This window comes from Paracoccus sp. C2R09 (assembly GCF_018860625.1).
GTDB lineage: Bacteria > Pseudomonadota > Alphaproteobacteria > Rhodobacterales > Rhodobacteraceae > Paracoccus.
This window is the reverse complement of sequence record NZ_JAHKQB010000011.1, coordinates 1-6,312: the sequence shown is the minus strand read 5'-3', so window position 1 is coordinate 6,312 and position 6,312 is coordinate 1. Positions and strand designations below refer to the sequence as shown.

General features: G+C 54.9%; 10 protein-coding genes. 3 read left to right on the top strand and 7 right to left on the bottom strand.

What is annotated here, in order from left to right:
- Window positions 1–393: 393 nt before the first annotated feature.
- Window positions 394–690, top strand: coding sequence for a type II toxin-antitoxin system RelE/ParE family toxin (locus KO490_RS03940; RefSeq protein WP_216018109.1), 297 nt, complete (start codon window positions 394–396; stop codon window positions 688–690).
- Window positions 691–693: 3 nt separating this feature from the next.
- Complete coding sequence (locus tag KO490_RS03935; RefSeq protein WP_216018108.1) at window positions 694–990, top strand: addiction module antidote protein; 297 nt, start codon at window positions 694–696, stop codon at window positions 988–990.
- A 4-nt stretch (window positions 991–994) separates the two neighbouring features.
- Here KO490_RS03935 and KO490_RS03930 read toward each other — a convergent pair whose 3' ends face one another.
- Both KO490_RS03930 and KO490_RS03925 read right to left on the bottom strand, forming a co-directional pair.
- Window positions 995–1,564: a hypothetical protein gene (locus KO490_RS03930; protein WP_216018107.1), complete on the bottom strand. Its 570-nt coding sequence runs from the start codon at window positions 1,562–1,564 to the stop codon at window positions 995–997.
- On the bottom strand, window positions 1,561–1,827 hold the full coding sequence (locus tag KO490_RS03925; RefSeq protein ID WP_216018106.1) for a hypothetical protein: 267 nt from the start codon (window positions 1,825–1,827) through the stop codon (window positions 1,561–1,563). Before KO490_RS03925 ends, KO490_RS03930 begins: the two co-directional genes overlap by 4 nt.
- A gap of 155 nt (window positions 1,828–1,982) precedes the next feature.
- Between KO490_RS03925 and mobQ the strand changes: the two genes are divergently transcribed.
- Window positions 1,983–3,194: a MobQ family relaxase gene (gene mobQ, locus KO490_RS03920; RefSeq protein WP_252727007.1), complete on the top strand. Its 1,212-nt coding sequence runs from the start codon at window positions 1,983–1,985 to the stop codon at window positions 3,192–3,194.
- Window positions 3,195–3,335: 141 nt separating this feature from the next.
- On the opposite strand, the gene KO490_RS03915 is transcribed toward mobQ, so the two are convergent.
- The 5 genes from KO490_RS03915 to KO490_RS03895 form a co-directional block, all read right to left on the bottom strand.
- Entirely contained in the window at window positions 3,336–3,704 is a 369-nt protein-coding gene (locus KO490_RS03915) for a hypothetical protein (RefSeq protein ID WP_216018105.1), read from the bottom strand.
- The gene (locus KO490_RS03910; protein WP_216018104.1) at window positions 3,704–4,249 is read right to left on the bottom strand and encodes a hypothetical protein; all 546 of its coding nucleotides are present in this window, start codon (window positions 4,247–4,249) and stop codon (window positions 3,704–3,706) included. Before KO490_RS03910 ends, KO490_RS03915 begins: the two co-directional genes overlap by 1 nt.
- A 12-nt stretch (window positions 4,250–4,261) precedes the next feature.
- Window positions 4,262–4,975, bottom strand: coding sequence for a hypothetical protein (locus KO490_RS03905; protein WP_216018103.1), 714 nt, complete (start codon window positions 4,973–4,975; stop codon window positions 4,262–4,264).
- Between the two features lie 126 nt (window positions 4,976–5,101).
- Window positions 5,102–5,545: a hypothetical protein gene (locus KO490_RS03900; protein WP_216018102.1), complete on the bottom strand. Its 444-nt coding sequence runs from the start codon at window positions 5,543–5,545 to the stop codon at window positions 5,102–5,104.
- A gap of 61 nt (window positions 5,546–5,606) precedes the next feature.
- Window positions 5,607–6,155: a helix-turn-helix domain-containing protein gene (locus tag KO490_RS03895; protein WP_216018101.1), complete on the bottom strand. Its 549-nt coding sequence runs from the start codon at window positions 6,153–6,155 to the stop codon at window positions 5,607–5,609.
- Between the last annotated feature and the right edge of the window lie 157 nt (window positions 6,156–6,312).

Here is a 6,312-nt window from a genome sequence, read left to right as displayed (position 1 = left end):
TCATGACGCAGGGGTGCGTCATAGCTCATGACGCACCCCCCCCTGAAAAAATAAGCAAAAACAATAACTTATTTTTTTGCCTTCTTATGATCTAAAAGGCAGGCAAAAAATGCACAGTCCGGGCGCGCTTGCGCGCCGGGGGGGAGCGCCCGCTAGGTAGCTGGCGACCCCCCGCCGAACGGACGGGCTGTGTAGTTTTTGAATGCCGTCGGACGCGAGGCCCCTTGTGGGTCGAGTGGACGACTCCGCGGGCGGACGCGCGCGAGGGATGGGGGTGCAGGGGGAAGGGAGACGGCAGGCGAGGTCTGCTCGACTGGCACTGACAGGATCTGCTGAGAATGATCAGTGACAACTTCAGTTGTCAGGGCGGCATTTGATAACTATAGTTCGCAGATGATCGAGTTAATCCGAAGTGCGACCTTCGACAGATGGCTTTCGGGCTTGCGAGATCGCCGGGCGGTGGCCCGGATCGCGGCCCGCCTGGACAGGATGGCGGCAGGAAATCCCGGCGACGTGCAGCCAGTCGGGGAAGGCGTTTCGGAACTGCGGATCAACTATGGCCCAGGCTACAGGGTGTATTTCATCCAGCGGGGGCCAGTTCTCATCATCCTGCTGTGCGGTGGCGACAAGTCCACGCAGAGCAAGGACATCAGGCAGGCCAAGATTCTGGCCGAAGAGTGGAAGGGATAAGCGATGCCGGAAGAGAAATTCGCCCGCTACGATTCCGCCGATTACCTCAAGACGGAGGAAGATCTCGCGGCCTATCTCGAAGCGGTCATGGAAGATGGCGGTGACGATCCTGCCTACATCGCCCGCGCCCTTGGGGTGGTCGCCCGCGCCCGGAACATGACCGCTCTGGCCCATGAGGTGGGCATGAGCCGTGTAGGCCTGAACAAGGCGCTGTCAGGGCAGGGAAACCCCACCCTTTCGACGGTGATGAAGGTTGCCAAGGCGCTCGGGCTGAAGGTCTCGATCCAGCCCGGAGCGTAATGGTTCACTCGTTTCCGGCTTGTCCGGGCGGCTGGTCGATCCAGAAAGCACAGAAGCTGCCGCCATCCTCGCGCTTCACGACCTGGCCCCCTGCCGATCGGCAGAAGATGCCGGGGTTCTGGCCGAACTTATGGGCATCGGCGCGGCCTTGCAGCCAGAAGACCGCCAGAGCGCCCAGGAGCGCCCCTGTGAGGCCCACAGTGGCCAGCCACACCCAGAACCCGCCGAAATAGCGCCAAGCCTGCCTACGGGCCTCTCCTGCGGCGCTGAGCAGCCGTTCGGAAGCTTCCATGCTCTCACGGTGCGCTTCATGGATGGCATCTCGGGCCGCAGTGGAGGCGGCGTGCATGGCGTTCAGGCGGAGGTCCGTGGCCACGGTGAGAAGGCTATTCTCGATGCGGTCCTGGACGGCGGGTCCGACTTTCGACATGCCATCCAAGCCTTGCACGACCTTGGCGTTGAGGGCTTTCGCCTCGGTCTTGTCGAGGCTTGTGCGCTGGAGCTGGTCGATCTGGCGGCGGATGAGGGTGATTTCATCGGCCAGGATCTCGAAGGGGTCTTTGACGCCGCTCATTCCCGATCCCCTTTTGCCTGAGCGGCCTTGGCGTCGAGTTCATCGAGCAGTCCCGCCACCTCCTTGAGGTCCACGTCGCGGGTAACGTTCTTGCGCAAGGTGCCTGCCATCCACCGTGCAATCTTGGGGTCTTTCAGAGCCTCGGTCGTGACAACCGCCCCGACGATGATCTTGCGCCTGGTATCGGCGGCTTTCTGTCTGCTCTTGAGACGGTTCAGCTTCGCCTGCGCCTCGGCAATCTGCTGATCAATGCTGCGTGCCATTTTAAAATCCTGAGTTCTCTCAATGGTTGCAAGTCTGGCCGCAGAGAGGATAGGCTGCAAGACACGAAGTGCCCACTTATACAAACACTGCGCGTTTGTGTGGGCAAGGGAACACTGGCGTTTCCCTTGAACCCTTAGCTGAGTGCAGCGCTGACATGGCAATCTACCATCTTCGAGCCTCGATGATTTCCCGCAGTCAGGGCCGCAGCGCCACGGCGGCAATTGCCTATCGTGTGGCGGAGCGTATCGAAGACCGCCGCACCGGCCTTGTCTTCGATTACGCCAAGCGCGGCGGTGTCGATCACACCGAGATCCTTGCCCCGGACCACGCGCCGGATTGGGTCTCCAACCGATCCGAGCTGTGGAACCGTGTCGAGGAAGCCGAGACCCGCAAGAACAGCCAGGTGGCCCGCGAGGTGCGCGTGGCCCTGCCTGCCGAGCTGACCCATGCGCAGCGGATCGAACTGGTCCGGGACTTCGCCCAGGAACAGTTCGTGGATCGCGGCATGGTCGCGGATATCGCCCTGCACGCGCCGGGGCGCGACGGCGATGATCGCAACCACCACGCCCATATTCTGCTCACCACCCGCGAGATCGACCCCGAAGGCTTCACCACCAAGAACCGCGACTGGAACAAGGTCGAGCTTCTCGAAGACTGGCGGGAGGCATGGGCACAGGGTGCCAATCTCGCCCTCGAACGCGCCGGCATCGAGGAGCGCATCGACCACCGCACCCTGGAGGCGCAACGGGACGAGGCCCTTGAGCTGGCCGCCGAGGCGCGGGAGCGTGGCGACGAGGCCGAGGAGCTGCGTGAGACCGTGCGGGCCGTCGCGCTGGACCGCGAGCCGCTACCGCAGCTTTCCGCAGGGGCGTGGCAGCTCAAGGAGCGCGGCATCGAAGTTGCGGCCGTTCAGGTCTGGCGAGAGGTGAAGGCACAGGCTGTCGAGGTGGCCCGCGTGGCGCAGGAGCTGGCCGAGCGGGCGCGTTCCTGGCTGGAACGCGCCGCGGAACGCCTCGTGCCAGAACGGGGACTGGCTCATGCCAGGGGCCGAAGAGACAGTATCAGTGATGGGCAAGACCTAGCTGCCCGGATGCGGGCGGCATGGGAGGCCCGCCAAGATCAGCGAGCGTGGCAGCCTGAGCGGGATGCCATTCGCGAACCTGCTCGTAGTCTGGCCGAACGCATGCGGGCGGCGGCGCAGGGGATTGATCGGGATGCGCTGGCGGGGCGCGCTGCCGAGTTACAGCAGGGTCGTCAGGCCGAGGAGCGCCAGCGGGTGCAGGATGCCGAACGTCTCAAAGAACAGGAACAGTTGCGGGAACGGGAAGAGCATCACCATAATCGAGACGATGGGCTTTCCCACTAATTCGACCGTTCCTGAGCCCGTATAATTCAACTTCTTCTGCCGTGCGATTATCTCGACCTATTTAAAATTTCACTTTGGCAAACTATTGCAGCTCATGCGATTATTCGCAAATTGCCCTGAAATTTGTTTAACAAGATATTTTCATATTAGGCCTCCAAGTGCGTTGCTTGTATAGGCGTGATTTGCTTGGGCAGCGTCAAACAAGGAGCTTACCGAGCTGATATCCGGCGCAGTGGCAATTTTCAAATATCCGCGAAAGCTATTTTTTTCATATACATGGAAAACATATTCAGAAGCCCAATAGAACTCTTCTTCGTCTACGTACTTCTTTCTATTAACTTCTGAAACAACATATGCTTTATCGTCTTTTTTTGCAACGTATGAATTTTCGACTGCAGACCAAACGTCACCAGAATAAAGATCTGTTGGTTCCCAACTTATCTTGTTGTTTGATGTTAGCTCAAGAAGCTTAGTTATGGCCTTGCGCCACTGCTCATTGGAGTAGCTCATTACGCAGCCCTCATGTCTTTAATTTGGTTTGTAATCTCATCGGCCAATTCTGACAGGCTTTGGTGCAAGTCCCAGTAAGCATTAGCTTGGCTAGATGTGGTGGTGCGGCTGTATCCTCCTGAGAGCCCATTCATTAGTTTGCGAAAATTTGAATCTGCGACTTTAGCAAGTTTTTCTACTTCTTTGTTCTTCATTCGTTGTGCGGACCTTAATGTAACTGGTATTTCAGAAATGAATCTTTGCGACCTTATCTCCATTGCGGGCTCGCTAGAAAACTCGCTCATTTTTCTTGATATGGAAATTAATTGCTTGCTTAACTCGGGGGATCTTGTTTTAAAATAGTGCCTATTGGATAAGGTCATTACTTCCAATAATGCATATAGAGAAAAGACAAATCCATAGTAGCCTAACAACATTCCTGCAGATGACCACAAAAACGAAGTATGAATGTTCCATTTGCCATCTGGAGGGGCTGAAAAGAAATAGACTGCCGCAATGAGTCCAGGAGCGATGATAAGAGATAATATAATTTGCTTATGATTCACAATGAGCATCCTTTAAAATGGAATTTCATCGTCATATTCACTGTCCGTATTGGTGCTGGGAGGGGGTAGTGCTTTAGGCGATGGTTGCGCGACAACTTCTTTTACTAATTTCTCTTCTTCTTTGTCTTGGCCTATTAGGCTTGCTATTGTCGCAATGGCGCTAGGGGCGTCTGCAAGAAAGGACGCTGTTCCGCTTAATCCTAATCCTATGGCGGCCAAGGATGCCATTATTATAGAAAATCTAACTCGGGGGCGATGAATTTCTTCAATCAAATCTTCTAGTTTGCCCAGAAGAGATTTCCTCTTGCTTTCTTCTAAGTCGCTATTTTCAATTATGTCCTTCAATTTTTCTATTTCATACTCAATAAGGCGCTTTGTTTTTATAGTGAGCTTGACTGAGGTAGGGCTGCTACGTCCCGCGTTCCGAATGCGAAGTTTCGTGACAAGGCTATTTGCAGACATGAGAAATCTATCAAACCCATCTGTGGGGTCATCCAATCTCTCATAATCTGGAAGGCCGTGAAATCCTAGTTCTGCGGCGGCTGCAAATACCGTGCTCATATATTGTAACCTAACCAGCGTGTCGAATGTATTAGGTGTATTCTCGGTGATCATTGACGACATGTTGCGCCGGCAAATCGCCTCAATGGTAATAAATTGGCTTTCTGGATCATCAGGGAGATTATCATAGTCTTTATCTGTTATTAGATCATATGTTAATGTCACGTGATACCCCCGTATTTTCGCCCTGTATGATTATAAAAATCATATGAATTTATTTTTTATCCCCGGATGTATATGATTTATTATAACATCTGACATGGTGTCTAAGGGAAATACCGAGCATAAAGGTCAAAATGGCCACCAGCGGCGGCGTGTTTCTTGAGTTGTGATCCTTTGCCTCCACTTGTCCCGATCCTCTTCCTGTGTTGTTCGAAGGTCGGATAGCAAGCCGGTTGCCTGGGCACGCCAGCGGTCCCGATCCTCTTTCAAATCTGCTGATACTTCTCGTTCGCGGGCAAGAGCTTCGCGCTCTCTTTCAAGAAGCTGTTCCAACATGGCGATTTTGCTGGATTCTTCCGTTCCGGGGCGTTCCGAATGCGCTTCATGGTGCACCAATGGTGCGCGTTCCGGTGCGTTCTGGGGGAACGCCCTGGCAAGTTCTGAGGGGTCTATTGAGAATGTTCCATCTTCATTTCTGACTGCACTCAATCGCCCTGATTTTATGGCTCTGTTGAGCGTTGATTTGCTTTTTGAGATGGATTTTGCAGCTTGAGATAAGGTTAGGAATGACATGGAACGCCTGCCGTTCTGTGGTGCACCATTTTAGCCGTTCCGGGCGGAACGCGGAACGGCCTCATTCGCCTTCTTCCGTCGAGGGAAGATCGGGCTCCATGCCATCAAAAAAAGGCTGCGATATGGGGGGGAGACCTGTTCCCGAGGGCAGTTGCCGTTCGCCTTGGAACAGGGATGGCACCCGGCGCAAAGGCTCCAGTTCGTCCAGCAGCGTTTGATCGGGCTGCTCATCAGAAGACAGGATAATCGCAGCACTGAACAGGCTGTAACGGATACCGTCTCGCTTGCCACTCCATGCGACACGATCATTGATGATGTAGGCGTTGACCGTGCCGTTTTCTCCGATCTGCCGCACTTCGACCCAACGATCTTCACACAGGGTATCAAGGGCACGCTGAACAGTGCGGCGACTGCACCCCATCAGCTTCATCAGATTTTTTTGGCTGACCACGACAGCGTTATGCTGCCCAACTCGCGCTGTCAGGATGTGCATCAACTGAGCGGCTTTCGGAGCGCGTCCAATCAGCGCCGCCCAAGCTTCGTGCGCAGCTCTCTCCGTCTGGACCCACTGGCCAGTTGCTGATCGTGAAGCGGCAACGGCTTTTGTCATGTTCCTGGCCCTTTGAGGTGTCGATCAAGTTGCACGTTTTTTGACGCAGGGGTGCGTCAAGTGTGACCGAAAATTGGTCATAAGCTACCGAATAGTGTCCTCAAGTAAAGGACAAAAATTGGCCATACGTGGACAAAAAGTGGCCTCAAATGACGCA